The organism is Corallococcus sp. EGB (genome assembly GCF_019968905.1).
Taxonomy (GTDB): Bacteria; Myxococcota; Myxococcia; order Myxococcales; family Myxococcaceae; genus Corallococcus.
Window position 1 is genome coordinate 9363832 of the sequence record NZ_CP079946.1, and the last position, 26854, is coordinate 9390685.

A 26854-nucleotide genomic window follows, 5' to 3' on the forward strand; every position below is an offset into this window, starting at 1 on the left:
GCATGCCGCTGACTCCCCTCCCTGCCGCGCGACTGGCCGCGCTCGACGCCATCGCGCCCGCGGCCCCCGTCCGCCTTCCCCTGATGGAAGCCCATGGCCGTTTCCTCGCCGCGGGCCTCGCCGCGTCACGCGCGCTGCCCGGCTGCGACAACTCCGCCATGGACGGGTGGGCCGTGCGCGCCGAGGAGACCCGGGGCGCCAACCGCGACCACCCCGCGCGCCTGCGCATCGTCGACACCGTCTACGCCGGCCACCTCCCGCGCCGCGCCCTCCAGCCCGGCGAGGCCGCGCGCGTCTTCACCGGCGCCCCCCTCTCCCCCGGCGCCGACGCCGTCGTCCGCCAGGAGGCCGCGCGCCCCTCCGACGACGGCACCCACGTGGACATCTTCGTCACCGTCCCCGCCGGCCATGACCTGCGCCGCGCCGGGGAAGAGGTGATGCCCGGCGCGCCGCTGTTCTCCGCCGGCCAGCGCGTGGACGCCACCGTGCTCGGCGTGCTCGCGTCGCTGGGGGAAGACACCGCGCTCGTGCGCCCCGCGCCGCGCGTCGCCGTCGTCGCCACCGGAGACGAGCTCGTTCCCCCCGGCCAGCCCGCCGCGCCCCACCAGGTCTTCGAAAGCAACCGCCTCCTCGTGGCCGCCCTGGCCCGCGAGGCCGGCGCGGACGTCACCCACCTGGCCCGCTCGCGCGACGACGAGTCGGAGCTGCTCGCGCGGCTGGAGGAGCTGGCCCCCCAGGTCGACGTGCTCATCACCACCGGCGGCGCGTCCGTGGGCGACAAGGACTGCGTGAAGCGCGTCCTCACCCGCATGGGCGCGCGCTTCCTCGTGGACGGCGTCGCGCTCAAGCCCGGCAAGCCCGTGGCCGTGGCCCGCCTGGGCTCCACCGCCGTCGTCGTCCTGCCCGGCAACCCCGGCGCCGCCACCGTCGCGTTCGACCAGTTCGCGCGGCCCCTCCTCTTCAAGCACCAGGGCGTCCTCGAACAGCGCCGCGTCACCCGCGCCCGCCTCTCCGAGCCCCGGCACAAGCAGGCCGGCCTCACCTACCTGGTCACCGTCGCGGCGCTCGAACCGGCCGGGCCCGGCGCCGACCCCCGGGCGCGCCTGCGTCCCCAGGGCGCCGGACAGATTCTCCAGAACGTCGCGGCCCGGGGCTGGGCCGTGCTCCCCGCCGGCCGCGCCGACTTCGCCCAGGGCGAGTCCGTGGACGTGCAGCTCTTCGACTCGCCGGACTTCCTCCCCGTGGAGTCCGCGTGAAGCCGCCTCCCGCGCTCGCCCTCATCGGCCACTCCACCGCCGGCAAGACGACGCTCCTGGAGCGCCTGCTGCCGGAGCTGGCCTCGCGCGGCCTGCGCGTGGCGTACGTGAAGCACTCCTCGGACGCGCACCCGCTCCACCGCCCGGGCAGCGACACCGCGCGCCTGGACGCCGCGGGCGCCGTGCTCACCGGCTTCGCCACGCCGGACGGCACGCAGCTCACCACCCGGCAGCCCCTGTCCCCCGCGCTCCTCGCTCGCGACGCGAACCGCGTGGACCTGGTGCTCGTGGAGGGCTGGAAGGACGGCCCCCTCCCCAAGCTGGAGGTGTGGCGCGAGGGCCTGGAAGCGCCGCTCGCGGCCTCCCGCCCGGACGTGCTCGCCGTGGCGACGGACGCCCCCGCGCTCCCGCCCGCCGCGGCCTCGCGCCCGCGCGTGCCGGCCACCGCGCACGCCGTCGCGGACCTCCTCACCGCGTGGCTGCGTGAGCAATCCGCGACGCCCAAGGCCTCTCCGCCCGAGCCGCGCGGCGTCACCCACCGCGCCGTGCGCCGCTTCGACGGGGACACGCTCCGCGCAGCCGAGGACGACCGCGTGGCCGTGGAGGAGCCGCTGGAAATCCGCGTGAATGGAGACCCCGTCGCCACCACCATGCGGACCCCCGGCCATGATCGCGAGCTCGCCGTGGGCTTCCTCTTCGCCGAAGGCATCCTGGAGGACGGCGAAGACCTGGGCAGCCTCTTCCACTGCGGCCACCCCGGCGAGGAGGGCTACGGCAACGCGCTGGAGGTCGTCCCCGCCGCCGGCGCCCGGCTCGACCTGGAGCGCGTGGAGACCACCCGCCGCGGCACCCTCACCACCTCCGCCTGTGGCGTGTGCGGCCGCCGGAGCGTGGACGACCTGATGGCCTCCTGCGCCCCCGTCGCCCCCGGCCCCGTCCTCTCCGCCCACACCGTGGCCCGCGCCACCGAATGCCTGCGCGCCATCCAGCACACCTTCGAGCTGACCGGGGGCGTGCACGCCGCCGCCGTGCTGGACGCGAACGGCGCGCTGCTCGCCGCCCACGAGGATGTGGGACGCCACAACGCCGTGGACAAGGCGGTGGGCGCCCTGGTCCTGGCCGGCGCCGTGCGCGCTCCGCGCCGGCTGCCCACCCCACCCTTCCCCACCGCGCCCGCGATCCTCGCCGTCAGCGGCCGCGCCAGCTTCGAAATCGTCCAGAAGGCCGCCCGCGCCCGCATCCCGGTGATCGTCAGCGTGTCCGCGGCCAGCTCCCTGGCCATCGACCTGGCCCTGCGTGCTGGCGTGACGCTCGCCGCGTTCTCAAGGAACGGCCGCTGCAACGTCTACACGGCGGCAGAACGCCTGGAGCTCCAACCCCAACCCACGGGACTTCCTCATGACTTCCGCCATGACGCGTCCCGGTAGAGGGGGAGGCATCCAACTGTCAGACCGGCATCGTACATGCACTCGGCCCCGGGCCGGTGCACTCCGGGGCACCTGGAGATCCGAAGGTCCAGCCAGACTTCAATTCCCTGTCAAAGTGGACCCGCGCGAGACGTGACGTTGAATTCGCCAAGTTTTCACACGAAGTCATGTCTTTCTTGCTGAGCAGTGGTTGCGCCGCGACGCACTATTTGGCAATCTGCATTTCCTCCTGGTTAAACTTTTCTAGTCTAGACGGCATCCTCTGCGAAACCAGAACAGTGGGCAGAGGGGGGTGGGCACGATGAGCAGTGCGACTGCAAGCGCCGAGGTGAAGGCTTCCAGGGCAACGGAGGTGACGGCCGAGGTCACCGACCCGCCGCGACTGGCCCCTGGCTTCGCGGCGAAGCTGAACCTCACCGTGGACGTGGCGCTGCTGGTGGGGGTGTTGCTGGGCTCCGCGTGGATGCGCGGCGGGCTGACGTTCCCCATGAGCTGGGAGCTGCCCAGCATGGTGGTGACGGCGGTGCTGGTGTGGCTCATCACGGGCACGGCGCTGTGCCTGTACGACTCGCGCTTCGCCGAGCGCAGCAAGCTGGACCACGTGGCGCTGGTGTCCGTCACCACGCTGGCGGTGGTCACCATCCAGGCGCTGCTGGAGCTGGCGATGCCCACGGCCGCGCACGTGGGCCTGGCGCCGCTGCTCTTCGTCTTCTGGCCGGTGGCGCTGATTCTGCGCCTGGGCGTCTTCCGCCAGGTGGCCTCGCAGGAGGCGCCCACGGAGGAGGTGCTCATCGTGGGCACCGGCGCCATGGGCCGCTACACGGGTGAGGACCTGCTCACGCGCGGCCGCCACAAGATCCTGGGCTACGTGCGCTTCCCCGAGGACCACGCCTCCGGCGACAGCCTGCCGGCGGACGTGCTGGGGCCGGCGGACGAGCTGGAGCGCCTCTTGCGCACGCTGCCCGTCAGCGAGGTCTACATCGCGGGCAACACCCTCAAGCAGGGCGAGTCCATGCAGGCGGCCATCAAGCTGGCGGAGCGCTTCGGCGTGCCGTTCGCGCTGCCGGCGCACTCGTTCCGCCTGGACCGCGCCCGCCCGGTGGAGTCCCGCGCGGTGGCGGACGGCTACCTGCACTTCGCCGCGGTGGCGCCCAAGCCGCACCAGATGGCCATGAAGCGCCTGTTCGACATCGCCGTCTCCGCGGTGGCGCTGTGGGCGCTCCTGCCGCTGTTCGCGGTGGTGGCGGCGGCCATCAAGCTCACCTCGCGCGGCCCCATCTTCTTCAAGCAGCTGCGCACCGGGCAGCACGGCAAGCCGTTCTACATGCTGAAGTTCCGCTCCATGGTGGTGAACGCGGAGGAGCTCAAGGAGCGGCTGGCCGCGCAGAACGAGCAGACCGGCCCCGTCTTCAAGATGAAGAACGACCCGCGCATCACCGGCATCGGTCGCTTCATCCGCAAGTTCTCCATCGACGAGCTGCCCCAGTTCCTCAACGTGCTCCGGGGTGAGATGAGCATCGTGGGTCCGCGCCCGCCGGTGCCCAGCGAGGTGGCGAAGTACGAGACGTGGCAGCGCCGCCGCCTGTCCGTGCGTCCGGGCCTCACCTGCATCTGGCAGGTGTCCGGCCGCAACCAGATCTCCTTCGAGCAGTGGATGTACCTGGACATGCAGTACATCGACCACTGGAGCCTCACCGGCGACCTGCGGCTGCTCCTGCAGACGGTGCCGGTGGTCATCACCGGTCGCGGAGCAAGCTAGCAGCCGGGGTGTCATTCCGGGCCCGGCGTTGACGCGCCGGGCCCGTTCGTTTTTCCATGGGGCGGGCCTTCCCCCCTTGGCGTGCAGCAGCCCAGCAGGCCCGCATCATCCATGACCGTGAACAGTCCGACCTCCCCTTCCGCTGAAGTCGACGACGGCGCCCGTGCGAACGAAGTGCGCGGCGCGGTTCGCAGCACCCTGCAGCTCGGTGGCTCGCTGATGGTGACGTACGCCATCGCGCTGGGCATCCGCGCGCTGATGCCGCGCTACCTGGGGCCGGAGGCGTTCGGCTACTTCAACTGGTCGGAGGCGTTCGCCGCCACGTTCTTCGTGGCCACGAACCTGGGCCTGGAGACGTACATCCGCAAGGAGGTGCCCGTCCGCCCGGAGCACGCGAGCGACTTCTTCGGCGCCACGATGCTCCTGCGCCTGGGGATGACGCTGATCCTCATGGTGGCGCTGGCGCTGGTGCTCCACCACACGGGCGAGCCCCCGGAGGTGCAGCACCTGGTGCAGTGGTTCGCGGTGGCCCAGTCGCTCATCGTCATCAACGCGTCCATGGCCGCGCTGCTGCACTCCAAGGGCAAGGTCGCGGGGCTGTCCGTCTCCAACGTCATCACCAAGATTGTGTGGGGCGGGGGCCTCGCGCTGATGGCCGCGTTCGGCGTGGGCCTGCAGTGGCTGGCCGTGCCCATGGTGCTGTCGGAGGCGGTGAAGCTCATCATCGGCTGGAAGCTGGCGAAGGAGCACCTGGGGTTGCAGTTCCGCATCGACCTGGCGGCGACGAAGAAGGTGATGAAGGCGTGCCTGCCGTTCTTCCTCACCGCGGCGGCGCTGGCGTGCAACGGGCGCACGGACATGTCGCTGCTCGGCAAGCTCGCGTCGAAGGAGGAGGTGGGCTGGTACGGCGGTGCGTTCAGCATCGCGGGGCTCACGTTCCTCATCTCCCCCATCTTCGGCTGGGTGCTGATGCCCATGATGTCGCGCGCGGCGGCCCGCTCTGCGGAGGAGCTGTCGCGGCTGACGCGCCGCTCGCTGGAGGGCGTGCTCGCGTTCACCGTGCCGGTGATGATGGCCATGGTGCTGGGCGCGGACCTGTGGGTGCGCCTGATGTGCGGCCCCGGCTTCGAGCCCGCGGCGCTGCCCCTGCGCGTCCTGTCCCCCATCTTCGTGATGGCCTACGTCACCATGGTCAGCAGCATCTGGCTCACCATGTCCAACAAGGAGTGGTGGGTGACGCTGGCGGCCACCCTGGGCGCGGTGGTGAACCCGCTGCTCAACCTGGTGCTCATCCCGTGGCTGTACGGGCGCATCGGCGCGTCCGGCGGCGCCACCGCCACGGCGCTGTCCATGTTCCTGACGGAGGTCATCGTCACGGTGCTGTTCCTCAGCCGCATGGGAAGGAACTCCTTCGACCGGCGTTCGCTGCTCATGGTGGCGAAGACGGCCGCGGTGTGCGTCGCGTGCGTGGTGCTGGACCGGGTGCTGTCCGGGGCGGGCGTGCAGCCGTGGCCCCGGCTGGGGCTGACGGCCGCCGCGTACGTGGTGGGCGTGCTGGGCAGCGGCGCGGTGCGTCCGGCCGAGTTGGTTCAGGTGGTGCGCATGGCGAGGCAGCGCGGTGGTAATGGTGCCGAGGTGGCCGTGTCGGCCGCCCCCGCCGCGTGAGGAGCCCTTGAGCGCCATGCCCACCCGCCCGTCCCGATTCCGCGGCCCCGCCCTCCGCGCGCTCGCGTGCGCCGGGCTGCTGCTCTTCGTCCCCGCGTGCGCCGGCCTGGGCAGGTACACCTGGGTGGACGAGTACCAGGAGAAGCCCGTCGCGTCGGACGAGGCCTACCGCATCGTCCCCGGCGACGTGCTCAACGTGAAGGTGTTTGGCCAGGAGGCGCTCACCACGCGCGCCAGGGTGCGCGAGGACGGCAACATCAGCCTCACCTTCCTGGATGACGTGGAGGCCGCGGGCCACTCGCCGGCGCTGCTGGCGCAGCAGATCCAGACGCGGCTCAAGGACTTCATCAACCACCCCGTGGTCACGGTGTCGCTGGAGGAGGCGCGCCCCATGTCCGTGACGATGCTGGGGGAGGTGGCCAACGTGGGCGCGCACGTGCTGGACCCGGGCGCGACGCTGCTCCAGGCGCTGGGCGCCGCCGGCAGCTTCACGGACTACGCCCACCGCGACCGCATCTTCGTGCTGCGCCGGGACGACCCGCAGGCGGATCAGCCCACGCGCATCCGCGTGCGCTACGAGGACATCATCCGGGGCGAGGGCCGCGCGGCCGCCTTCCGCCTGCGCCCTGGCGACGTGGTGGTGGTGGAATAGCCACATGCTGGACGCGGCCCTCGCGAGCGTGTGGCTGGAGGTGGCCTCCGCCTCCGTGAGTTACGGTGCCGCGGCCCGCGTGGACACCCGCGCGCGCTCCATGGACGCGCAGGCCACGGGCGAGGCCGTGGCCCCGGTGGCGGCGGACATGGACCTCGTCCCCACGCTGAGCCTCAAGTACGACGACGGCAGCGCGGTGGCCCAGGTGCAGTACGCGCCGCGCATCTCCTTCCGCGAGGCCACCACCCACCCCCGCACGGAGGTGCAGCACGTGGGGCGGCTGTTGGGGGACTGGCGCCCCTCGCGCGGCCTCACCCTGCACGGCACCCAGGAGTTCGTGCTGGGCCAGGTGAACCTCTTCACCAACCTGCCCCTGGGCGGCAGCGTGGGCGACGACCCGACGGCGCCCGGGGACACGCCGCCCCTCACGGACGTCCCCATCCAGCCCTTGCCGGAGGGCGTGGACACGGTGTTCTTCCTGTCCTCGCTGACCACGCTGGCGGCGGAGACGGTGTGGCTGGGCCCCGGCTGGCGGCTCTCGGGCAGCCTGGGCTTCTCCGCCAGCGGCGGCCTGGACGACACCGCGAAGAAGGCGGTGCCCTTCCAGTACGGTCCGCGCGCGCAGCTGTCCCTGGGAAACTCCCCCGCGCCCCGGCACACCCTGGCCACGACGCTGGCCTTCACGGACTCGCGCTTCTCCACCGGCGCGCGCGCCTCCGTGACCACGCTCACCGGCGCCTGGACGCACCGGCTGGACCGGCGCACGTCGGTGGAGGCGGGCGTGGGCGTGGGCGTGGCGTACTCCGTGCGCGCGACGGCGGACGGCACCGCGAACGCCCCCGCGACGCCGGATGCCACCCCGTCAGGTGGGCGGCGGCTGACGACCCTCCAGGTCGGGGGCGCGCCGGTGGAGGAGCCGCCGCGGCGGCTGGAGCTGCTGCCGGACCTGACGCTGGCGGTGTCCCACCGGGTCCCGTCGCGGACGGCGGACTTCAACGGGCGGCTCGCCGCGCGGGTGACGCCCTTCGTGGACCGGCTGACGGGGCTCGTGTACCCGAGGGCCGACCTGACGCTGAACGGCACCTGGGCGCTGAGCCCGCGCTTCCGCTTCTCCGGGACGGGCGGCGGCGCCTTCGCGGTGGGTGGGGCGGTGGGGGACCGGCAGGTGGTGGGCGGTGTGGGTGCGGGCTGGACGGTGAACCGCTGGGTGACGCTGGAGGTGGACACCCGCGCGGCGTGGACTCGCTCGCCCGACGTGGAGGCGGCCCGCACGGTGTGGTCCGCGACGCTGGGACTCACCTTCCAGAAAACAGGTATCCTCTGAGGCTCCCGCCATGGCGAAGCTCATCCTCCTGTCCGTCCTCGTTGCCACTGTCGCGCTGCCCGGTGCGGCCGCGCGCGATGCGCATCCCTGGCGGGGGATGAAGAAGGCCATCCTGTGGGTGGCCCTCTTCAACATGGCGTACGCATATGGCGTGCTCGTCCTCGTGCCCAAGTACGGGTTCGGGTGAGGGAAGGAAAGGCATCAGACGTGATGGAGCTCCAACAGCTCACCGTCCTCCTCGTGGAGGACTCTCCGATGTTCCGCGTCATGCTGCGTGACATGCTCCAGCAGATGGGCGTGAAGAACGTGGTGGAGCAGCCCAACGGCAAGGCCGCCATGGAGTACCTGACGAGCGGCGCGCTCAAGCCGGACCTCGTGTGCCTGGACCTGACGCTGCCGGACGTGTCCGGCTACGACGTCTGCGAGCACATCCGCCGCACGCCCGCCATCAAGCACGTGCCGGTGTTGATGGTGAGCGCGCGCAACCTGCCGGAGGACAAGGCCTACGCGGAGGAGGCCGGCGCCAACGGCTACCTGGGCAAGCCCTTCACGCCCGAGGAGCTGGAGAAGCGCGTGCGCCAGGTGCTCAAGGCCGCCGCGCCCCGGAGCAGCGCGTGACCACGCCCGCCCCCCGCACGCCTCGCTCGGCCCCGCCCCCGCCGTACGTCCCCGAGCGCGAGGAGACGAACGCGCCGGCGGACCTCATCGACTGGGGCTTTCTCTTCGACGGGCTGGGCTTCGTGCGCAGGGCCATCTTCCGGCACTGGTTCCTGGGGCTGTGCATCGTCGCGGTGATGGCCGGCCTGGGGTCGGTGGCGGCGAAGCTGATGCCGCGCAAGTACCACGTCGAGACGCGGATGCTGACGTACCGCAACCTCATCATCTCCTCGCTGGTGAACCCGGGCCGCTCCATCCCCGTGGAGGCGGATCAACCCACGCGCGCCGCGTGGGAGATGGTGCTCAGCCGCGGAAACCTCAAGTCCGTGGTGAAGAACGCGAAGCTCATCGAGTACTGGGACCTGATGCGGTCGCCGCTCAGCCGCCTGAAGCAGCAGTACCTGAAGAAGGCGCCGCCTCCCATGACGAACGAGGAGAAGGAGGAGGCGCTCATCGCGATGCTGGAGACCAGCCTCACGGTGATGGCGGAGGGCGGCAGCGGCACGGTCACCATCGGGGTGGACTGGAGCGACCCGCAGCTGGCCTTCAACATCGTGGAGGCCGCGTCCCAGAACTTCCTGGACATGCGCCACGAGTCGGAGATGAGCGCCATCGCCGAGTCCGTGAACATCCTCCAGGGCCAGGTGGCCAACGAGGCCGCGAACATCAAGCAGGCCATCGCGGACCTGGAGCGCGCGGTGAAGCAGGCGGAGGCGCGCCGCAAGAAGAAGGAGGCGGATCCGAAGGCGGCCAGCGCGCGGCAGGCGCTGTTGCAGACGGACCACGCGCTCGCGCAGCTGAAGTTCCTGGTGCAGGCCAAGCGCCGCGCCATCCGCGACGTGGAGGAGTACCGCGCCCGCCGCCTCACGGAGCTGCGCGCGCAGCTGGCCGAGCAGCGCGTCGTCTTCTCCCCGCAGCACCCGGTGATTGTCGACCTGGAGCAGCGCGTGGCCGCGATGCAGGCGGACTCGCCGCAGCTGACGTCGCTGCGCACCGAGGAGCAGTCGCTCATCCAGGAGTACCTGCGCATGGGCGGCACGGACGTGGACTCCGCGACGGAGGGCACGAGCCTGGCGGGCATGGGCGGGCCGCTGGCGGGCGCGATGCTGGGCACGCCGGATGATCCGGAGGTGGCGGTGGCCACGGACCGGATGCGCATGGTGGTGATGCGGCACCAGGAGAAGCTGCGCCGGTTGGACCAGGCGCAGACGGAGCTGGAGATTTCGAAGGCGTCCATGAAGCACCGCTACAGCGTGCTGTTGCCGGCGCTCTTCCCGGAGAAGCCGACGAAGCCGAACCCGAAGCTCATCGCCATCGCGGGCGTGGTGGGCGGGGTGGTGCTGGCGGTGTTCGCGGCGGTGGCGCTGGACATCCTGCGCCGCCGCGTCCTGGAGAAGTGGCAGGTGGAGCGGCTGCTCAAGTTGCCGGTGCTGGCGGAGCTGGAACGGCGCTGAAGGTTCGTGCGCCCGGCGGTCCTTGAAGAGGACGCGGGCGCGGGGGTGACACTGTCGTGACGGTCTGGTTCTGGGTGGACGTGGCGCTGTGCGTGGGACTGCTGCCGGTGGTGGTGGGCTGCGGCTACCTGCTGCTGCTGACGCTGATGTCGGGGCGCAAGGCGGCGCCGGTGCCGCCGTCGCCGGCGGTGCGGAAGTTCGACGTCATCATCCCCTCGCACAACGAGGAGCTGGGCATTGCCCGGACGGTGGCGAACCTGTCCGCGGTGGACTACCCGGCGCACCTGCGGCGCATCATCGTGGTGGCGGACAACTGTTCGGACGCCACGGCCCAGAAGGCGCGCGAGGCGGGCGCCACGGTGCTGGAGCGCCAGGACGCGGTGAAGCGCGGCAAGGGCTACGCGCTGGCGCACGCCTTCGAGCACAGCCAGCGCGACGGCTTCGCGGACGCGGTGGTGGTGGTGGACGCGGACACGGTGGTGTCCGCGAACCTGCTGCACGCGTTCTCCCGGCGGCTGGAGGACGGGGCGCACGGCGTGCAGGCGCACTACGGCGTGATGAACCCCACGGCGTCTTGGCGCACGCGGCTGATGACCATCGCGCTGGGGATGTTCCACCGCGTGCGCTCCATGGGGCGTGAGCGGATGGGCGTCTCCTGCGGCCTGCGCGGCAACGGCATGTGCTTCACGCACGCGGTGCTGAAGCAGGTGCCGCACGACGCGTTCAGCGTGGTGGAGGACCTGGAGTACGGCATCCGCCTGGCGCGCGCGGGGCACCGCGTGCACTACGCCTGGGAGGCGGAGGTGCTGGGCGAGATGGTCACCGCGGAGAAGCAGAGCCGTTCGCAGCGTCAGCGTTGGGAGGGTGGCCGCGCGCAGATGCGCAAGCTGCACGGGTGGCCGCTGCTCAACGACGCGCTGAAGGAGAAGAGCGGGCTGCTGATGGACCTGGCCATGGACGTGCTGGTGCCGCCCCTGAGTCAGCTGGTGCTGGCGACGGTGGCGGGCTCGGTGCTGGCGGCCGCGGTGGCGTGGCTGTCTGGCGGCACGGCGGTGACGGCTTCCCTGCTGGCGTCCTTCGGCCTGATGTCGCTGGGGCTGTACGTGCTGCGCGGCTGGTGGGTGTCCGGTGTGGGCGCGCGCGGGCTCTTGGACCTGGCGTGGGCGCCCCTCTACGTGGTGTGGAAGGTGTGGCTGATGGTGCGCGGCCCCGGCGCGGAGAAGCGCGGCGAGTGGGTGCGCACCACGCGCGAGGCGGAGCGGCGGTAGCGCTCAGGCGCGGGGCTTCCGCTTCGCCGGAGGCATGGGTGCCCCGAGTGACGATTGGATGGGGCATATGGTGTCCGGCGGGCAGAAGCCCTCGGCCATCAGGGTGGTGATGGCGCGACGCATGCGGCGCAGGTCGTCGATGCGCGCGTCGATGGCCTGGACCTTCGCCTCGGCGAAGCGGGTCACGTCGCGGGTGGGCGTGCCGCGCCGGTCGCTGAGGGCGAGCACGGCGGCCACTTCCTTCAGCGTGAAGCCCAGCTCCTGGGCGCGGCGGATGAAGCGCACCCGGATGGCGGCGTCCGGGCCGTAGAGGCGCTGGCCGCTCTCGCTGCGGTCCATGGGCAGGAGCAGCTTGCGGCGCTCGTAGAAGCGCAGCGTGGACAGCTTCACGCCGGATTCACGCGCGAGCGCGCCAATGCGCAAGGGGGCTGCTTCAGCGGGCCGTCGCGGGGATGCCATCACGCCACCTCCTGGCGCCGAGGATGGCACCGCCCTGCGCGAACATCCACGCCAGCTCCAGCACGAGGAACCCTACGACCACCCGTGTGGCCCCCTGCGTGAGTGCCCACGCCATCCACGTGGAGAACAGCGCCCTGCCCGCCGTATCGATGGCGCCGTTGAACGCGGTGGGATGGACGAGCCGCACCACGGACCACAGCGTCACGATGGTGCCGAAGAGGGCCACGAAGAACAGGTGCGTGAACGTGAACGCGGGCAGCGGCTCACCGCCCAGGCCCAGTGTGTGGTGCGCGGAGCGGATGCCCTCGAGCACCGCCTCGGCGGTCCACGGCGTGGCGAAGGGGGCGGTGACGACGAGGTCATACAGCGCGCTGGCGAGGACGACCCGGCGAAGCAGGGAGGGTTCAGGGTTCATGCGAAGGACGCTAACCCCTGCACCTTGGTGCAGAGGCAAGTCCCCCGTTCAGGTCCCGAGCGCGGCAGCCGCTTCGCGCCGCCGTGCGCCGAGCAGGAGCGCGCCCTGCACGAGCATGCCCGCAGCCTCCAGCGCCCAGCTGACGGCCATCACTCCGAAGAGGGCGACGAGGAACAGGTGCATGGGCGTGAAGGGCGGCATGGCGTCACCGCTCGGCGCCAGGCCCTCGTGCACCCGGCGCAGGACGTCCAGCAGCGCCCCCGCCGTCCACGGTGTGGCGAACGGCAGCGTGACCCACAGGCCGTACACCGCGAAGCCACGGACGACGCGGTGAAGCAGGGAGGCGCTCATCCCGGCTTCAGTCCGCCAGCGGCATGCCGAAGTCCGGCTGGCCTCGCTCGCCGGAAACCCAGCGGTACACCTCCAGCACCTGCTCCGCCTTCGCCTTCCACGTGAAGTGCTTGAAGATGCGCGTGCGCGCGCGCTCTCCCATGGGGCCAATCACGGACGGATCCGCGACCAGCCTCTCCAGGACTCCGCGCACCCGCTCCACGATCTCCTGCGGCGAGCCCATGGGGATGGCGAAGCCCGTGGACGGACTGACGATTTCACCCGGACCGCCGTAGTCCATCACGATGGGCACCAGCCCCAGCGCCATCGCCTCCGCCACCACCGCGCCGCCGAACTCGCGCACGCTCGGGAAGCCGAAGATGTGGTTCTTCGACAGGCGGCCCTGCAGCTCCTGGTGCTTCACCCAGCCCGCGAACGTCACGCCGCCCTCAAGCCCGCCTTGGGCCACCTGCGCGCGCAGGTTCTGCATCTCCGCGCCGTCGCCGATGAGCTCCACCTGCACCTTGCCCTCGCGCACCAGCGGCGCCGCCGCGTCGATGAGCATCGCCATGCCCTTGTACGGCACGAAGCGCCCCACGAACGCCACGCGCAGCGGCTCGCCGGGCTTCGGCGGCTCCGCCTTCGCGGATCCGAAGCGCCGCACGTCGATGGCGTTCTCCGGGATGTAGACCACCTTGTCCTGGTACTCCTGCGCCAGCTGCGCGCGCGTCGCCCGCGAGCCCATCATCAGCGCCGCCGCGTTCTGCCGCGTCGACTTGTAGAAGGGCATCAGCTTGTAGACGTCCCGGACGTAGCTCAGCCACTCGCGCTCGCGCAGGCGCGCGTCCCCGAAGCCCTTGGGCCACGGCAGGCCGCCGTTCATGGGGCCCATGATGAAGGGCACCCCCGCGTCCGCGCACCGCGCCGCCAACGTGCTGGGGGTCGTGGGGCTGATGGGCGTGTAGCGGTGCACCACGTCGAACTCCTTCGCGCGGATGCGGTCCCCGAAGCGCCGCCAGAGCAGTTCCTCGAAGTAGTAGTACGGCAGCACGCTCAGCGCCGTCGCCGTCGTCCAGCCGACGCCCGCCTTGCCGCGCAGCACCTCGCCCACCTTCTCCAGCGGGCGCTCCACCGGCGTGGAGTCCAACGCCGTGAAGTCCTTCCCCTCCACCAGCCCCTGCTTGAGGATGTTCTCGCGGTTGCGCACCTGGGTGACCAGATGCACGTCCGCCACCTCTGCGAGCGCTCGGGCCAGGGACCAGCCTTCCAGGGGGACGCTCACCCAGTCTGGGTTGCACAGCTCAGCAATCAGGAGGACGCGGGGTCGGGTGCCAGCCATACGCCTTCCGCATCTATCCCAAGCCGGGCCCGGGATATAGCCTCCCCCTCGCTCGAATGGCCTTCAAACCCTCGCTCGCCGCCTGGCTCCAGTACATCGTCATGGTCGTGGGCCTGGGCGCCGTCACCCTCGGTGCGGCGGCCGTGGGTAACGGTGACCCCATTGTCACGATGGCGCCGGTGCTGGCGTTCACCGTGGTGTGGGTCATCCTGAAGCTGCCGCTGCGCTACTTCGCGCTGGCGGTGCTCTACCTGGTGCTGGCGGCGGACTACACGCCCGAGCGACCCCAGTCGATGTTCTGGCCCTCGCCGATGTTCCCCTTCGGCAAGCTGCTCTTCACCCAGATGCACGAGCTGGTGGGCATTGGCGCGCTGCGGTTCCCGCTGGTGGACGGGCTCATCATCTTCGCCATTGGCCTGGGCATCTACCGGCGGGCCACGAAGTCGACCATTGATCCGCCGGTGGTGCCCATCCCCCGGCCGCTGGTGGTGACGCTGACGATGTCCTTCATGGCCATCATGTGGATGGAGGTGTGGGGCATCGCGCGGGGCGGGGACATCAAGAACTCGCTGTGGCAGTGGCACCAGGCCGCGGTGCTCCCGCTGGTGGGGATGATGTATCACTACAGCCTGCGCGGGCCGCAGGACTGGCCCGCGGTGGCGAAGACCATCACCGCGGCGGCGCTCACCAAGTCCGCGGTGAGCACCTACTTCGCGCTCGTCATCGTCCCCGCGCAGGGGCTGGAGGTGGAGTACACCACCTGCCACTCGGACTCGATGACGTTCATCTTCGCCATCACCGTGTGCATCGCGCGGTGGCTGGAGCGGCCCAAGTCCGGTCACGCCATCCGGGGCATCCTGATCATCCTCCTGGTGTTCATCGGGATGTTCTTCAACGATCGCCGGCTCGCGTACGTGAGCCTCGTGGGCGGGCTGGCGGCGGCGTACCTGTTCAACCCGTGGACGCCGCTGAAGAAGCTCGTCACGCGCGCGCTCATCGCGTGTTCGCCGCTCCTGGTCGTGTACATGCTGGTGGGGTGGGGCTCCAGCAGCAGCGTGTTCAAGCCGGTGCAGACCTTCCGCTCCATCATCGAGGGCCAGCACGCCGAAGGAGAGCTGGACTACCGCGACATCGAGAACCTCAACCTCATCGCGACGTGGGCGACCAACCCCGTGTTCGGCACGGGCTACGGGCACGAGTTCCTGGAGCCCTACCCGCTCCCCAACATCGCGTTCGTGTTCCCGACATACCGGTTCCACCCGCACGACTCGCTGTTGGGCCTGTTGGCCTTCGGAGGGTGGTTCGGCTACACGATGGTGTGGATGTACCTGGTCGTGACGGTGTACCTGGCGGCGCGCTCGTACCACCGGGCGCACGCGGCGGAGCACCGCACGGCGTGCCTGGTCATCGTGGGCGTCATCGCGTCGTACCTGAACCAGGTGTTCGGCGACATGGGCATCATCTCGTACATCTGCACGTTCGAGGTGGCCGTGGCGTCGGTGCTCGCGGGCAAGCTGGCCATGGTCACCGGCGCGTGGCCGTGGCCGCAGCGCGAGAAGGTGCTGGGCCTGACGCGCGCGGCACCGGAAGAGGTGCCGCCCTCGAGCGCCACGCCGGCCTAACGCTGGACGGAGAGGATGCGCCACTGGCGCGTGTCGATGGCGTACGTGGCGCTCGCGTCCGTCACGGGGCCCTCGGAGTTGCACGCGTCCTGCCGGGGCACGAAGCGCACGAACATCACGCCCTCCGGGCCGGGCGCCGTCCACACGTCGAAGGAGTCCCGCCGGTAGAGGCACAGCTCGTCCGCGGTCGCGTTCTTGTGGGGCTTCAGGTCCAGCGGGCGGAAGTCATCCATCGCCAACTGCGTCGCGGCCGCGACCGCGGCGGGCGTCCGCGTCCTGCCTTCCGCGGGCAGGTCCAGCGGGAACTGGAAGCCGGCCGCTTCCTCCGGAGGCGCATGCGGGGGCCGTATCGGCCGCGTGAACAGCGCGCAGCCGCAGAGGGGCAACGCCAGCAGCGCCGCGAGCCCACGCGTCACGAACACCCGCCGCAATGACGAACCCTGGCGCCGCATCTATTCCTCCACGGGCGTGATGAAGCCCGTGTCCTTGTCCGCTTCATGGATGTACCCGATGAGCTTCCACGCTTTGCCCTGCCGCAAGTAGACCTCTCCCGGACGGTGCTCGCCCTTGTAGGGGACCAGCTTCGTCACGGTGCATCCTGAATCAAATTGGACCCGCAAGGTCCAACGTTGTGACTGACTCCAGCGGTCCTCCTGTGACATTCCCGACGGGAACCAGGGGTGGCTGTGGAAGTCCGCCAGCGTGGACGGCAGGCCCCGGTCGTCCTTCACCACGCTGGGCACGCTGCAGCTCTTGCGGTGCAGGTCCGCGCCCACCAGCGTCGTGCGCCCCAGCGGCGAGGGCCAGCTCGCGTAGTACTCCCCGCCGCCCAGCGAATAGATGAGCCCGCAGTACTCCTGGCCGTAGTCCCGCTCCCGGGCCCGGTCCAGCGCCATCACCGCCGGACAGAGCTGGTCGATGACCTCGTCCACGTCCCTGGAGGGATGCACGGCGGGCCAGGGCCCCTTGACCCAGACCCTCGCGCCCTTCTGGCCGAAGAGGGTTTCCCTGCCGCTCTGGAAGTAGGACGTGCCAGCGCAGCCCACCAGCAGCGCCACGCCCACGCTCCATGCATTCCGTCCGCGCATTCCGTCTCACCGCTCCCATCCAGGGGAACAGCGAAAACGAATAGCACAGCCTAAACAACAAAACCAGAAATCAAGGCCTACCCTGTCCTGGCGCGCAGCTCGGCGGCCTCGGCGGCGGCGGCGGTCAGGTGCTCCAGCTCCAGGTCGATGTGCTTCGCCTGGGGGATGGCGCGGCGGACCTCCGCCTCAATCGCGTCAATCTCCTCGCTCAGGGTCCGGATGACGTGGCGGGCCGCGTCGGTCAGGGCTCGCTCGCGCTCCGGTCCGGGCGGAGGCAGCCCCTGCGCGGGCAGGGCCTCCGCCAGCCGGGCCGCGACGAAGGACTCGCTGAAGCGCAGCTCCGCCTTGAACTGGTAGACCTCCGGGGTGAGCTGCCGCGTCTTCACGTCGTGCAGGTCCGCCAGGCTGGGGCGCGCTCGCAGCATGTCCTCGAAGCGCTGCTCCACGTCCGCCGGCACGGAGCGGCCCAGCAGCAGCTCCCGGTTCTCCACCATCAGGTAGAGGGCGATGAGCCCCAAGAGCACGCCCACCGTGATGGACGCCGCCGCGTCCCACAGCGGGTTGCCCGTCACGTGCGCCAGCGCGATGCCCGCCGTCGCCAGCAGCAGGCCCAGCACCGCCGCGCCGTCCTCCAACAGGATGGCCACCGACGCGGGGTCCGCTTTCGTCCTCACGAAGCGGAAGAAGGGCTCGCCCGCCGCCTGCTGGAGCAGCCCCCGCACCGCGAACAGCAGCACGCCGCCCTCGATGAGGAACGACAGCCCCAGCACCGCGAACGTCACCGCGCCCGTCTCCGCCATGTGCGGATGCAGGAGCGACTGGACCCCGTGGTAGACCGTCACCCCGCAGCCCACGAAGAAGATGCCGGACGCGGACAGGATGCCGAAGATGAAGCGCTCGCCGCCGTAGCCATACGGGTGCGAGTCGTCCTCCACGCGCGCCGCGCGCTTCAACCCCAGGAACAACAACACCTGGTTGCCCGTGTCCGCCGCCGAGTGGATCGCCTCCGACAACATCGCCCCCGACCCCGACAGGAAGAAGGCGATGAACTTGATGAGCGTGACCAGCACGTTGCCGGACAGCGCGGCGATGACGGCCTTCAACGACGAAGCGGGAGCGGACATGGGGGTGCGGAACCTACCATGACGCCATGACGCACCCGGACCGGCGCCTCACCGCCCGCCCGCACCGCGTCCGGCCCTTGGCGGTCTGCGTCATCCCCTCTGGACAGGCCGCTCCCAGGGTGATTGTTTGCCCTCAAATCATCTAGCGAGAGGGAGAGTGCCGTGCGCCGTTTCGTGCCGCCGTGGATGTGGGGGGTGTTGCTGCTGGGGCCCGCGGGGGCCTTCGCCGACGTGGGGGCACCGGAGCAGGGGGCGTCGCTGCTGGAGCTGCTGCCGCCGGTGTTCTTCATGCGCCCGTTGTGGGTGCTCCAGACGTGGCAGTGGCTGGGCCTGGCGGGGGTGCTGGTGGGGGCGTGGGCGATGGGGCGGCTGGTGGAGGCGGTGACGCTGCGCGTGGGCGCCCGGGCGGTGGGGCTGACGAAGTCCGGCTGGGATGACGAGCTGCTCGAGGCGGGACGGGGGAGCATCCGCTACGTGCTGGCGGGGATGCTGGTGGCGGCGGGCGTGCGGTTCCTGCGGATGCCGCCCGAGGCCGAGGCGGCGGTGGACCTGGGGGCGCGCTCGGTGATCATCGCGGCGGTGGCGCTGTTCGCGCTGCGCTTCCTCAGCCGGGCGGCCCGGTTCGTGGAGGAGCGGGTCGCGAAGTCGCCGGAGGGCGCGAACGTGGCGCGGGTGCGCGGGCTGCGCACGCAGCTGGCCATCCTGCGGCGCGTGGTGGAGGTGGCGGTGGTGCTGGTGGCCGCGTCGCTCCTGCTCCTCCAGTTCGAGGCGGTGCGCAACGTGGGGGTGTCCCTGCTGGCGTCCGCGGGCATCGCGGGCCTGGCCATCGGGCTGGCCGCGCAGAAGTCGCTGTCCACGCTGCTCGCGGGCATCCAGCTGTCCATCACGCAGCCCATGCGCATTGGCGACACGGTCATCATCGAGAACGAGTGGGGCTGGGTGGAGGAGATCACCCTCACCTACGTCGTCGTGAAGGTGTGGGACCTGCGCCGGCTGGTCATCCCCATCACGCAGTTCCTGGAGAAGCCCTTCCAGAACTGGAGCAAGGTGTCGCCGGAGATATTGGGCACGGCGGAGCTCTACGTGGACTTCCGCACGGACGTGCCGGCGGTGCGCGCGGAGCTCAAGCGCATCCTGGAGCAGGAGTCCAACGGGCTGTGGGACGGCAAGGTGCAGGGGCTCCAGGTGACGGACCTGAGCGAGCGCACCATGAAGCTGCGCGCCCTGGTGAGCGCGGCGGATTCGGGCAAGGCGTTCGACCTGCGCTGCCTGGTGCGGGAGAAGCTGGTGGCCTTCCTGCAGGCCCAGCCGCACGGGCTGCCGCTCTTGCGCGCGGAGGCCACGCCCCTGCCCTTCCCGGAGGAGAAGGCCGCGGGGCCGGCGCTGATGGCCGCGCGCATGGGCAACAACGCCCGGGTGGAACCGCAGCGCTGAGCCTCGGCCTTCAGTGCCACGCGCCCACGGAGAGCCGGCGCTCTTCCGCGATGGGCTGGAGCCGCTCGCGCAGCTGCTCGCGCACCTGGTGGAGCCACCAGCCCACCGTGCCCGTGGAGCGGCCCACCTGGGCCCCGATGCTCACGTAGGACCGGCCCTGCGCGCGCAGGTGGAACACCTCCCGCTGCTGCGGCGGCAGGCGCTCCACCGCCTCGCGCAGGTCCTTCTCGTGGATGAAGGTCCAGAGCTCGCCGCCTTCGCTCGTCTCCGGATCATCCGCGAGCACCGTCACCCACCCCGCGTTCACCGCCTTGCGCTGCTCCGCGCGGTGGTGACGCAAGAGGCTGATGGCCCGCGTGTTGATGACCCGCCCCGTCCACGCCCGGAAGGCCTCCGGCCCCTGCAGGTGCAGCCGCTCCTTCCACGCCTCGTCCAGCGCGTGCTGCACCAGGTCCTCCGCGTCCGCCGCGTTCCCCAGGATGCGCTGGGCGTGCTTCAAGAGCCCTGAACGGAATTGGATGACCAGCGCCGCGAACGTCTGCATCTCTTTATCAGCCATGGAAGTGCCCCCCGAGCTCCGTTTCCGTGCAGGGCCATGATGGCAAAGGCTTTCAAACCGGGCAGACCAAATTATCCAGGAATTCCTCAGAGTGTCTGGAAATCCCATCCCACCCAGTGATTTCCGCCCTCACCGTCACGATTGCATCCACTGTCTGTCTTTCGGATGTCCCTGGGGGGCAGGGATGGCGCGCTCCCAGACACCGTCGCGCGTGGACCTGTCCGAGTGGATCATTCCGCGTGAACCAGCGGGCACCTGCCCCGGAGGGTGATGGCCCCGCGGCGCCGGGTGAGCTCGCGGTCGTCACGGCGGCTCTGGACCTGCGCTGCCTGCGTTCCGGGGAGGGAACGCTCACCGTGACGGCGGGCGCCGCGAGCATCAAGGGAGGCCCGGAGCTGAAACATGTTTCACCGGGAGCGTGGGGCAAAACGCCCCGCTGCCATCCGCATCCCGGCCGGATGGGGCAGAACGCCCCGGCCGCGCGCCTCGGGCGCACGTGAAGACGCGGCAGGGTTCTTGCTGACACGTCCCGTACCCCGACGAGCGGAGCCGCACCCTCGCTTCCCGTGCGAGCCCGGAGCCCGCCGTGAGGCAGGAAGGCGGCAATCGCTCATGATTCCACCACGGCGCCCGGAGCTGGCCGTCCGCGACGTGCTTCCCTACCGGAAGCCGAAGCTGGGACGGGACTACTGGATCAAGGACAACGTGCTGCCCAACGCGCTGGAGGTCTACGAGCGCAACCTGGCCCGCGAGGACTGGACGATGGGCGCCCCGTGGCGGCCGGAAATCTGGCCCGGCATCCGCGCCCCGCACGCGCTCACGCCGGAAGAGCTGGCCCCCGTGGAGAAGTGGATCTGCGAACAGGCCGGCGTGCGCGCCCTCAAGCAGGAGGCCCCGGCGCAGGGCGCGCTGTCCCACAACCACGTGCAGCTCGTGGGGGAGAAGGAGTCCACCGCGAAGCCGCACGTGGACTCGCTGGCGCTGTGCGACTTCGCGGGCGTCATCTACCTGCACCCGCAGCCGCCCGTGAAGCACGTGGGCACGTCCTTCTACCGGCTGCGCATGCCCGGCGGCGGGCTGGGCGGCAACACCTGCCCTCCCGGCTGCGTCAACCTCACCCAGGCCTTCGGCGTGACGAAGCTGCCCGCCAACGCGTGGGCGCAGGACGTGGAGGTGGAGAACGTCTTCAACCGCCTCATCGTCTACCGAGCCGACTTCGTGCACTCGGCGACCGCGTACTTCGGGCAGGGCGACAAGCGGAACAAGCGCGCCACCGCCCTGTTCTTCTGGAAGGCCGTGCGCTGACTCAAGCCGCCCGCGCGCCCAGCATCCTCGCGAGCATGTCCGCGCTGCGCTCGCTGCTGAACTGCTCCTCCACCTTGCGGCGGCCGGCCTCGCCCAGCCGCACCGCCTCCGCCGGGTCGCGCGCCAGCGTCTCCAGCTTCTCCGCCAGCACCGCGGGCGCCCGCGGCGGCACCAGCACGCCGTCCACGCCGTCGTCCACCAGCTCCTTCACGCCGCCCGCGCCCGTCACCACCACCGGCACGCGCATGGCCATGGCCTCCATGATGGCCACGCCCAGCGGCTCCTGGAGGCTCGCCAGCGCGAAGATGTGCGAGCGCTGGATGCCGTCCTTCACCACGTCCTCGCTCACCGCGCCCAGCAGCGTCACCGCGTCCGTGAGCCCGTCCTGCGCGAGCTTCGCCTCCAGCACCCTGCGGTACGTGGTGCCGCCCGCCTCGTCCTCGCCCGCGATGGACAGCCGCGCGTCGATGCCCTTCTTGCGCAGCATCCCCACCGCGTCGATGAGGTCCGCGTGCCCCTTGCACGGGTTCAACCGGCCGCACGCGAAGAGCCGCAGCGGGCCTTCGCCGGACCACGGCTCGTAGGGCACCGTGCGCTGGAAGCGCGACAGCTCCACGCCCATGGGCGCCAGCTCGAGCTGGTCCGGCAGGCTCCCCGCCAGCTCCTGGCGCACCTCGCCCAGCAGCTTCTTCGTGATGACGAAGGCGAACTTCGAGTGGCGCCACTTCTCCCGCTGGTTCGGCCCGTAATCATCCAGCGGCCCGTGCAGCGTCATGCTGTACGTGAGCCCCGACAGCAGGTGCGCGAACATGGCCACGTGCGCCGCGTTGGCGCAGGAGTGCACGTGCACGTGCGTCCAGCCGCGCTCGCGCGCCAGCGACGCCAGCCGCCCGCCCATCACCGCGAACGCCACCAGCTGCGCGCGGCCCTTCGCGTCCAGGCCCTCCGCGCGGGCGATGGAGGCCAGCACCCGCCCCCAGCCCGTGGGCAGGGCCCGGGCGATTTCGAGCGCGGCCCGCGCCACGCCCAGCGGGGGCGGCGGCGCCAGGTACTCCGTGCGCGCCATGGCCTCGCGCGCCCAGCTGTGGCTGATGATGCGCGCGGGCGGCGGACGGGTGGACACCAGCTCCGGTGACACGCCCTTCCCCGGCAGCGCCTGCAGCTCGCGCCAGAAGAAGATGTGGGTCTGTCCGGGGAACTCAGGAATCAGGTAGCCGATCTTCTGCACCCCTCTTCAATACCACGCCGCATCTCCCGCGCCCCTCGGCACGCCCCCCGGCGGCCCCGGGCCTTCGCCATGACACAAGGGGGTGTCAGGCGTGACAGCAGGCCGTCGGCGCGCTCCTCCGCTTGCCCGCCCGCCCGGGTCGTTGGGTCATGACGCCTCATTGCGTTATACCGTCCGCGCTCCCATGTCCGCTGATTCGAGCCCCCCGCCGTCCACCGAGGAGACCCCGCCCGCGAGCGCCGCGCCCTCGCCGGAGCTGTCGCGGCTGTGGTTCGCGCTGGACCGCCGCGGCTGGAGCTACCTGGTCGTCGTCCCTGCCCACCCTGGCGCCCCCGCGCTGGACGCGGGCCAGGCCCTGATGGAGGCCGGCTCGCCCTACCCGGAGCCGCCCCTGCGCCTGGTGGACGCCACCGGCATCGAGCCCGCCGGCGCCCCCCGCATGGTCCTGGAGGTGCGCCGCCGCGTGGAGCAGGGGGAGCGGGTCATCGTGGTCATCGACTCGCTCATCTCCCACCCCGCGAGCATCCCGCTGGCCATGGCCGCGGACACCGCCCTGCTGGTGGTCACCCTGGGCGAGACGGACTTCGGCTCCGCGCAGAAGACCCTCTCCCTGGTGGGCGAGGACCGCTTCGCCGGCAGCGTCACCTTCCCGCGTCAGACGAAGAAGCAGAAGCGCGCCGCCGCCGCCAAGAAGAAGCCATGAGCCCTTCCGACTCCCCCGCTGGCCCGGCTCCCCGGCTCAGCGTCGTCATCGCCACGTACAACCGGCTCCCCCTCATCACCCGCCTGCTCCAGCAGCTGGCCGGCCAGACGCTGCCGCCCGAGGACTTCGAGGTGGTGGTGGTGGACGACGGCTCCGCCTCCGACGTGAAGGGCCCGCTCCTGGCGCTCAAGCTGCCCTACACCCTGCGTGTGGAGGTGCAAGCGAACGCGGGCGCCGCCGCCGCGCGGCACCGGGGCGTGCTGGCCGCCCGGGCCGCCACGGTGCTCGTCACGGATGACGACATGCAGGTGGCCTCCGACTTCCTCGCGCGCCACCTGGCCCACCACCCGCCCGGCTCGCGCAACGTGGTGCTGGGCCGCATCCGGCCGGACCCCGAAATCGGAGAGATGCCCCTCTTCGAGCGCTGGTACGCGTACCTCAACAACCGCATGGCGGACGAGCTGTCCGCCCCCGGCGCGAAGGCGCGCGGCAACCACCTCTACACGGGCAACGTGTCCTTCCCCCGCGCGGACTACGTGGGCGTGGGCGGCTTCGACAAGACGCTGGGCCAGTCCGAGGACGTGGAGCTGGGCGTGCGCCTGGAGAAGGCCGGCTGCGCGTTCCTCTTCGCGCCGGACGCCTACGTGCTGCACGGCAGCGACCACGTCAGCTTCGAGAAGTGGATCCGCCGCGCCCACCGCTACGGCATGTTCGACACCCACGTCTCCGTGAAGCACCCGGACGTGAAGGGCGTGAACCCCTGGCGCCTCTTCTTCGAGACGAACCTGCTGTCGCGCCCGCTGCTCGCCTCCGCGGTGGTGGCGCCGGAGGCGTCGCGCCGGCTCACCGAGGCCGTGGTGAAGGCCTCCAGCGTGGCGGACAAGCTGGGCCTCACGGGCGCCGCGTTCGCGGGCACCTCCGTGGCGTACGGCATGGAGTACCTGCGCGGCGCCCGCACGGAGGCCGGCGGCTGGATGGGCGTGGCCCGGGGCTTCGCCCGCTACCTGCAGGGCCGGGGAGAGCCCCAAGGATGAAAGCCATGTTCGGAGCCCTCGTCTCGGACGCGTTGGAGATGGCCAAGGCGGCCACCGGGACATCGGACGCGAAGTCCATCGCCAAGGTGGTGCTGACCAGTGATTCGTACCGCATCACCGCGCTCAACCGCGCGCGCGAGGCGGCGCTGGCCTTCCGCATCCCGCTGGTGAACCACGTGCTGCGCGTGGCCCAGACGGCGGTGATGGGCATCGAGATTGGCAAGGACGTGACGCTGGGCAGGGGCGTGTACTTCGTGCACAGCCTGGGCGTGGTGATTGGCGGCGACGCGCGCATCGGCGACCGCGTGCGCTTCTACGGCAACAACACCGTGGGCACCGCCAAGGACAACGGCTATCCGGTCATCGAGGACGATGTCTGGATTGGCGCGGGCGCCCGCATCCTCGGGCCGGTGCGCATCGGCGCGCGGTCGCGCATCGGCGCGAACGCCGTGGTGCTCCAGGACGTGCCGCCGGACAGCGTGGCGGTGGGCATCCCCGCGCGCGTGTTCCCGCGCAAGGACCTGGACGAGGTCCCGCTGTAACGGTCGTGGGTGGGTCCGCTGTGCCGGGGTTCGCTCCGGGGGATGCGTTGAGGAAGGTCATGGCAGACAGGACGAAGCACGCGCGGTGGAAGCGGACCGTCATCCTCACCTGCGCGGTGCTGGGCGGCGGCGCCGGCGTGGCCATGGCGCAGCAGAACGCGTCGAAGGACGCCGCCACGCAGCCGGCCGCACCGCCCACCGCCACGCAGACCGTGGCCGTCTATGACGGGGGCCTCCAGGCGGGATGGAAGGACATCGGCTGGGCGCCTCGCGAGCTGCCCCAGGGCGCGCCCGCGCGCCTGCGGATGTTCAACTACGGCGGGTGGATCCTCTACCGGCCCAAGCTCCCGGGCGCGTACGGCGCGCTGAGCTTCCGCTTCACGGCGCCGGAGTCCTACGGCGAGTTCCTCGACGTGCGCCTGGACGCGCCCGGCGCCGCGATGTTCCCGCACGTGCGGATCAGCCCGGAGTTCATCGTCAAGAAGGACCGCGAGTGGGCGGAGGTCGTGGTGCCCATGGAGGTCCTCAACCCGCGCGGTGAGCCCTTCGACCGCCTGGTGTTCCGCGCGTCGAAGGAGGTGGCCCGGGACTGGGTGCTCTTCGACAAGGTGGCCCTGGTGCCGCTGGCCCCGGACGTGGCCGCCGCGCGCGCCGCGGGCGGTGGGCGCATGGGCCGGGGCGACGGCCGCGAGTCGAAGATGCTCATCGACTGCACCGCGCCGTCCAAGCCCATCAGCCCGCTCATCTACGGCATCGCGCTGGACGGCAACAAGGAGACCACGGACACGCACCAGTGGAAGCTGGGCGCCACCATCCGCCGCTGGGGCGGCAACCCCACGTCCCGCTACAACTGGAAGCTGGGCCGCGCGTGGAACACCGGCAATGACTGGTACTTCCGCAACGTGCCGCTGGGCTTCAGCGCGGATGACTTCCTGGAGTCCAACCGCCAGCACAACGTGCAGTCCGCGCTCACGCTGCCGCTCATCGGCTGGGTGGCCAAGGACACGTCCTCCGTGGGCTTCCCCGTCTCCGAGTTCGGCCCGCAGCAGGCCCAGGACGCCACGGAGCCCGCGGGCGGCAACGGCGTGCGCCGCGACGGCACGCCCCTGGTGCCCGGCGCGCCCACCGCGACGAGCGTGCAGGCCCCGCCGGAGTTCATTGGCGAGTGGGTGAAGTCGCTCAAGGCCGCCAAACGCGGCGTGAACATGTACATCCTGGACAACGAGCCCGCGCTCTGGAGCTCCACGCACCGGGACGTGCACCCCGAACCGCTCGGCTACGACGAGCTGCTCAAGCGCACCATCGACTACGGCAGCGTCGTGCGGAAGGCGGATCCGGACGCGGTCATCGCCGGTCCCGCCGAGTGGGGCTGGACGAACTTCTTCTGGTCCGCCGCTGACTTCGCGCCCGGCCGTCCGCCGTACACGGACCGCCGCGCGCACGGCGACGTGCCGCTGTTGCCCTGGTACCTGCGCGAGCTGCGCGACTACGAGAAGAAGACCGGCGTGCGCCTGCTGGACGTGGTGGACGTGCACTTCTACCCGCAGACCAACGTGGGCCTGGGGCTGGAAGGCGCCACCGACCCTGACACCAACGCGCGGCGGATCCGCTCCACGCGCGCGCTGTGGGATCCGACCTACAAGGACGAGTCCTGGATTGCCGAGCCCATCCAGCTCATCCCCCGCGTGAAGCAGTGGATCGCGGAGAACTACCCGGGCCGGGGCCTGTCCATTGGCGAGTACAACTTCGGCGCCATGAAGCACATGAGCGGCGGCCTGGCGCAGGCGGAGGCCCTGGGCCGCTTCGGACAGCAGGGGCTCACGTCCGCGTTCTTCTGGCAGTACCCGGCGGAGAACAGCCCCACGTTCTGGGCGTTCCGCGCGTACCGCGACTTCGACGGCAAGGGCGGCCGCTTCCAGGACAACGGCCTGTCCACCACCGCGGCCGAGGGCACCAGCCTCTTCGCGTCCCGCGACGCGTCCGGCAAGAAGCTCACCGCCGTGCTGCTCAACTTCGACCCCGAGCAGGCCGCCCAGGCCCAGGTGGAGCTCAAGGGCTGCGGCTCGCTCAACACCGTGCGCGTGATGGGGTACTCGGGCGCGCCGGGCGGTTTCACCGAACAGGCCACCGGCAAGCAGGCCGAGCAGTCCCTGTCGCAGCGCCTTCCCCCCTACTCCATCACCGTGCTGGACCTCACGGTGAAGTGAAGA

The 26854-nt window shown here is 71.1% G+C and carries 26 protein-coding genes; 17 read left to right on the top strand and 9 right to left on the bottom strand.

Features of this window, described 5'->3' with window-relative positions; translation table 11 throughout:
* The first annotated feature begins 2 nt into the window (after window positions 1-2).
* The 10 genes from glp to epsU all read left to right on the top strand — a co-directional run bounded on the left by glp (window position 3) and on the right by epsU (window position 11462).
* Window positions 3-1256 carry a gephyrin-like molybdotransferase Glp gene (glp, locus tag KYK13_RS38425; RefSeq protein ID WP_223640441.1) on the top strand — a complete coding sequence of 418 codons (1254 nt, stop codon included), beginning with the start codon at window positions 3-5 and terminating at the stop codon, window positions 1254-1256.
* Window positions 1253-2683, top strand: coding sequence for a formate dehydrogenase accessory sulfurtransferase FdhD (gene fdhD / locus KYK13_RS38430; RefSeq protein WP_223640444.1), 1431 nt, complete (start codon window positions 1253-1255; stop codon window positions 2681-2683). Before glp ends, fdhD begins: the two co-directional genes overlap by 4 nt.
* 292 nt (window positions 2684-2975) lie before the next feature.
* Window positions 2976-4442, top strand: a complete 1467-nt coding sequence (gene epsZ / locus KYK13_RS38435; protein WP_223640447.1) for an exopolysaccharide biosynthesis polyisoprenyl-phosphate hexose-1-phosphate transferase EpsZ — start codon at window positions 2976-2978, stop codon at window positions 4440-4442.
* A 111-nt stretch (window positions 4443-4553) separates the two neighbouring features.
* Entirely contained in the window at window positions 4554-6107 is a 1554-nt protein-coding gene (gene wzx / locus KYK13_RS38440; protein ID WP_223640450.1) for an exopolysaccharide biosynthesis flippase, read from the top strand.
* Between the two features lie 16 nt (window positions 6108-6123).
* Window positions 6124-6759 carry an exopolysaccharide export protein EpsY gene (gene epsY, locus KYK13_RS38445; protein WP_223640453.1) on the top strand — a complete coding sequence of 212 codons (636 nt, stop codon included), beginning with the start codon at window positions 6124-6126 and terminating at the stop codon, window positions 6757-6759.
* A 4-nt stretch (window positions 6760-6763) separates the two neighbouring features.
* Window positions 6764-8083, top strand: coding sequence for an exopolysaccharide export protein EpsX (gene epsX / locus KYK13_RS38450; RefSeq protein WP_223640456.1), 1320 nt, complete (start codon window positions 6764-6766; stop codon window positions 8081-8083).
* A gap of 10 nt (window positions 8084-8093) precedes the next feature.
* Entirely contained in the window at window positions 8094-8270 is a 177-nt protein-coding gene (locus KYK13_RS38455) for a hypothetical protein (protein ID WP_223640459.1), read from the top strand.
* 23 nt (window positions 8271-8293) lie between these two features.
* Window positions 8294-8701: an exopolysaccharide biosynthesis response regulator EpsW gene (gene epsW, locus KYK13_RS38460; protein ID WP_223646949.1), complete on the top strand. Its 408-nt coding sequence runs from the start codon at window positions 8294-8296 to the stop codon at window positions 8699-8701.
* Window positions 8698-10194 (top strand): PCP family exopolysaccharide biosynthesis protein EpsV, encoded by a 1497-nt coding sequence (gene epsV, locus KYK13_RS38465; protein ID WP_223640462.1) that lies wholly within the window; start codon window positions 8698-8700, stop codon window positions 10192-10194. The genes epsW and epsV overlap by 4 nt, the downstream gene beginning before the upstream one ends.
* A 56-nt stretch (window positions 10195-10250) precedes the next feature.
* Window positions 10251-11462, top strand: coding sequence for an exopolysaccharide biosynthesis GT2 family glycosyltransferase EpsU (gene epsU / locus KYK13_RS38470; RefSeq protein WP_223640465.1), 1212 nt, complete (start codon window positions 10251-10253; stop codon window positions 11460-11462).
* A 3-nt stretch (window positions 11463-11465) separates the two neighbouring features.
* Here epsU and KYK13_RS38475 read toward each other — a convergent pair whose 3' ends face one another.
* Genes KYK13_RS38475 through epsH form a run of 4 tightly spaced genes read right to left on the bottom strand, consistent with a single transcriptional unit; the run spans window position 11466 to window position 14005 of the window.
* On the bottom strand, window positions 11466-11921 hold the full coding sequence (locus KYK13_RS38475; RefSeq protein ID WP_223640468.1) for a MerR family DNA-binding protein: 456 nt from the start codon (window positions 11919-11921) through the stop codon (window positions 11466-11468).
* Window positions 11896-12336, bottom strand: a complete 441-nt coding sequence (locus KYK13_RS38480) for a hypothetical protein (RefSeq protein WP_223640471.1) — start codon at window positions 12334-12336, stop codon at window positions 11896-11898. The genes KYK13_RS38475 and KYK13_RS38480 overlap by 26 nt, the downstream gene beginning before the upstream one ends.
* A gap of 48 nt (window positions 12337-12384) precedes the next feature.
* Window positions 12385-12687, bottom strand: coding sequence for a hypothetical protein (locus KYK13_RS38485; protein ID WP_223640474.1), 303 nt, complete (start codon window positions 12685-12687; stop codon window positions 12385-12387).
* Window positions 12688-12694: 7 nt separating this feature from the next.
* Window positions 12695-14005 (bottom strand): exopolysaccharide biosynthesis glycosyltransferase EpsH, encoded by a 1311-nt coding sequence (gene epsH, locus KYK13_RS38490; RefSeq protein ID WP_223640477.1) that lies wholly within the window; start codon window positions 14003-14005, stop codon window positions 12695-12697.
* A 56-nt stretch (window positions 14006-14061) separates the two neighbouring features.
* On the opposite strand from epsH, the gene wzy reads away from it, so the two are divergent.
* Complete coding sequence (gene wzy, locus KYK13_RS38495) at window positions 14062-15627, top strand: exopolysaccharide repeat unit polymerase (RefSeq protein ID WP_223640480.1); 1566 nt, start codon at window positions 14062-14064, stop codon at window positions 15625-15627.
* Here the strand turns inward: wzy and KYK13_RS38500 are convergent.
* From KYK13_RS38500 to KYK13_RS38510, 3 genes are all read right to left on the bottom strand, one after another.
* A complete protein-coding gene (locus KYK13_RS38500; protein WP_223640483.1) occupies window positions 15624-16079 on the bottom strand; it encodes a hypothetical protein in 456 nt (151 codons plus the stop codon). The two genes, wzy and KYK13_RS38500, sit on opposite strands and share 4 nt — an antisense overlap.
* A complete protein-coding gene (locus tag KYK13_RS38505; protein ID WP_223640486.1) occupies window positions 16080-16715 on the bottom strand; it encodes a hypothetical protein in 636 nt (211 codons plus the stop codon).
* A 77-nt stretch (window positions 16716-16792) separates the two neighbouring features.
* Window positions 16793-17839, bottom strand: a complete 1047-nt coding sequence (locus KYK13_RS38510; protein WP_223640489.1) for a cation diffusion facilitator family transporter — start codon at window positions 17837-17839, stop codon at window positions 16793-16795.
* A gap of 162 nt (window positions 17840-18001) precedes the next feature.
* On the opposite strand from KYK13_RS38510, the gene KYK13_RS38515 reads away from it, so the two are divergent.
* Complete coding sequence (locus KYK13_RS38515; protein WP_304504079.1) at window positions 18002-19273, top strand: mechanosensitive ion channel family protein; 1272 nt, start codon at window positions 18002-18004, stop codon at window positions 19271-19273.
* Between the two features lie 10 nt (window positions 19274-19283).
* On the opposite strand, the gene KYK13_RS38520 is transcribed toward KYK13_RS38515, so the two are convergent.
* Window positions 19284-19832 (bottom strand): RNA polymerase sigma factor, encoded by a 549-nt coding sequence (locus tag KYK13_RS38520; protein WP_223640492.1) that lies wholly within the window; start codon window positions 19830-19832, stop codon window positions 19284-19286.
* Between the two features lie 612 nt (window positions 19833-20444).
* On the opposite strand from KYK13_RS38520, the gene KYK13_RS38525 reads away from it, so the two are divergent.
* Entirely contained in the window at window positions 20445-21137 is a 693-nt protein-coding gene (locus KYK13_RS38525) for a DUF6445 family protein (RefSeq protein ID WP_223640494.1), read from the top strand.
* Between the two features lies 1 nt (window position 21138).
* Here KYK13_RS38525 and epsE read toward each other — a convergent pair whose 3' ends face one another.
* Window positions 21139-22365, bottom strand: a complete 1227-nt coding sequence (epsE, locus tag KYK13_RS38530; RefSeq protein ID WP_223640496.1) for an exopolysaccharide biosynthesis GT4 family glycosyltransferase EpsE — start codon at window positions 22363-22365, stop codon at window positions 21139-21141.
* Window positions 22366-22549: 184 nt separating this feature from the next.
* Here epsE and KYK13_RS38535 point away from each other — a divergent pair, with 184 nt between their 5' ends.
* The 4 genes from KYK13_RS38535 to epsB are packed head-to-tail and all read left to right on the top strand — an operon-like array spanning window position 22550 to window position 26851.
* Complete coding sequence (locus KYK13_RS38535; protein ID WP_223640498.1) at window positions 22550-23068, top strand: hypothetical protein; 519 nt, start codon at window positions 22550-22552, stop codon at window positions 23066-23068.
* Window positions 23065-24102, top strand: a complete 1038-nt coding sequence (epsD, locus tag KYK13_RS38540) for an exopolysaccharide biosynthesis glycosyltransferase EpsD (protein ID WP_223640500.1) — start codon at window positions 23065-23067, stop codon at window positions 24100-24102. The genes KYK13_RS38535 and epsD overlap by 4 nt, the downstream gene beginning before the upstream one ends.
* 5 nt (window positions 24103-24107) lie before the next feature.
* Window positions 24108-24644 (top strand): serine O-acetyltransferase EpsC, encoded by a 537-nt coding sequence (gene epsC / locus KYK13_RS38545; RefSeq protein ID WP_223640502.1) that lies wholly within the window; start codon window positions 24108-24110, stop codon window positions 24642-24644.
* Window positions 24645-24703: 59 nt separating this feature from the next.
* Window positions 24704-26851, top strand: a complete 2148-nt coding sequence (epsB, locus tag KYK13_RS38550) for a GH44 family glycoside hydrolase EpsB (protein WP_223640504.1) — start codon at window positions 24704-24706, stop codon at window positions 26849-26851.
* The last annotated feature ends 3 nt before the right edge of the window (window positions 26852-26854 follow it).

Bases quoted from the DNA above. Each gene is read 5' to 3' on its own strand.
- glp (WP_223640441.1), top strand. From the start codon at position 3: ATGCCGCTGACTCCCCTCCCTGCCGCGCGACTGGCCGCGCTCGACGCC.
- wzx (WP_223640450.1), top strand. From the start codon at position 4,554: ATGACCGTGAACAGTCCGACCTCCCCTTCCGCTGAAGTCGACGACGGC.
- epsY (WP_223640453.1), top strand. From the start codon at position 6,124: ATGCCCACCCGCCCGTCCCGATTCCGCGGCCCCGCCCTCCGCGCGCTC.
- epsX (WP_223640456.1), top strand. From the start codon at position 6,764: ATGCTGGACGCGGCCCTCGCGAGCGTGTGGCTGGAGGTGGCCTCCGCC.
- KYK13_RS38455 (WP_223640459.1), top strand. From the start codon at position 8,094: ATGGCGAAGCTCATCCTCCTGTCCGTCCTCGTTGCCACTGTCGCGCTG.
- epsW (WP_223646949.1), top strand. From the start codon at position 8,294: ATGGAGCTCCAACAGCTCACCGTCCTCCTCGTGGAGGACTCTCCGATG.
- KYK13_RS38475 (WP_223640468.1), bottom strand. From the start codon at position 11,921: ATGGCATCCCCGCGACGGCCCGCTGAAGCAGCCCCCTTGCGCATTGGC.
- KYK13_RS38480 (WP_223640471.1), bottom strand. From the start codon at position 12,336: ATGAACCCTGAACCCTCCCTGCTTCGCCGGGTCGTCCTCGCCAGCGCG.
- KYK13_RS38485 (WP_223640474.1), bottom strand. From the start codon at position 12,687: ATGAGCGCCTCCCTGCTTCACCGCGTCGTCCGTGGCTTCGCGGTGTAC.
- epsH (WP_223640477.1), bottom strand. From the start codon at position 14,005: ATGGCTGGCACCCGACCCCGCGTCCTCCTGATTGCTGAGCTGTGCAAC.
- wzy (WP_223640480.1), top strand. From the start codon at position 14,062: ATGGCCTTCAAACCCTCGCTCGCCGCCTGGCTCCAGTACATCGTCATG.
- KYK13_RS38500 (WP_223640483.1), bottom strand. From the start codon at position 16,079: ATGCGGCGCCAGGGTTCGTCATTGCGGCGGGTGTTCGTGACGCGTGGG.
- KYK13_RS38505 (WP_223640486.1), bottom strand. From the start codon at position 16,715: ATGCGCGGACGGAATGCATGGAGCGTGGGCGTGGCGCTGCTGGTGGGC.
- KYK13_RS38510 (WP_223640489.1), bottom strand. From the start codon at position 17,839: ATGTCCGCTCCCGCTTCGTCGTTGAAGGCCGTCATCGCCGCGCTGTCC.
- KYK13_RS38520 (WP_223640492.1), bottom strand. From the start codon at position 19,832: ATGGCTGATAAAGAGATGCAGACGTTCGCGGCGCTGGTCATCCAATTC.
- KYK13_RS38525 (WP_223640494.1), top strand. From the start codon at position 20,445: ATGATTCCACCACGGCGCCCGGAGCTGGCCGTCCGCGACGTGCTTCCC.
- KYK13_RS38535 (WP_223640498.1), top strand. From the start codon at position 22,550: ATGTCCGCTGATTCGAGCCCCCCGCCGTCCACCGAGGAGACCCCGCCC.
- epsD (WP_223640500.1), top strand. From the start codon at position 23,065: ATGAGCCCTTCCGACTCCCCCGCTGGCCCGGCTCCCCGGCTCAGCGTC.
- epsC (WP_223640502.1), top strand. From the start codon at position 24,108: ATGTTCGGAGCCCTCGTCTCGGACGCGTTGGAGATGGCCAAGGCGGCC.
- epsB (WP_223640504.1), top strand. From the start codon at position 24,704: ATGGCAGACAGGACGAAGCACGCGCGGTGGAAGCGGACCGTCATCCTC.